Origin of the sequence: Myxococcus sp. AB036A (assembly GCF_006547355.1) — a bacterium.
Lineage (GTDB): Bacteria > Myxococcota > Myxococcia > Myxococcales > Myxococcaceae > Myxococcus > Myxococcus virescens.
This window is the reverse complement of record NZ_VHLC01000250.1, coordinates 1-431: the sequence shown is the minus strand read 5'-3', so window position 1 is coordinate 431 and position 431 is coordinate 1. Positions and strand designations below refer to the sequence as shown.

At 29.2% G+C, this 431-nt stretch carries 1 protein-coding gene; it reads right to left on the bottom strand.

Translation table 11 applies throughout. The annotated features are described in order from the left end of the window. The coding region (locus FL344_RS38295) for an aromatic acid exporter family protein (protein ID WP_194863416.1) at positions 1 to 431 on the bottom strand (431 nt) is incomplete at both ends.

The window sequence follows — 431 nt, the reverse complement described above, 5'->3', positions numbered from 1 at the left end:
GTCTAGTTGTTTGTCTAAACTTGGCATCATTAAATTCATTGTAAATGCAATGCTTAGTCCAATTAACAGTAATAATGTTTCATTAACAATTAAATGTGCATCAATTGATTTTGCATTAAAAACATGAAGTAATATAACGCAACTCGTAATGACACCTTCTTGTACTTTTAATACGACAGTTAATGGTATAAATAACAATACGATAATACCGAGTACAATTGGACTCTGACCTAATAAACTAAATATTGCTGAACCTAAAAACAATACTAAAAAACATGATACTAATCTTGAAATAATCGCTTGTAGCGAATGTACTTTTGTATGTTTAATACATAATACGACTAATATGGCGCTTGAAGCATAATTATCTAAACCTAACAGCTTACTAATAATTACACCTAAAGTCATACCCACTGCTGTTTTTATTGTTC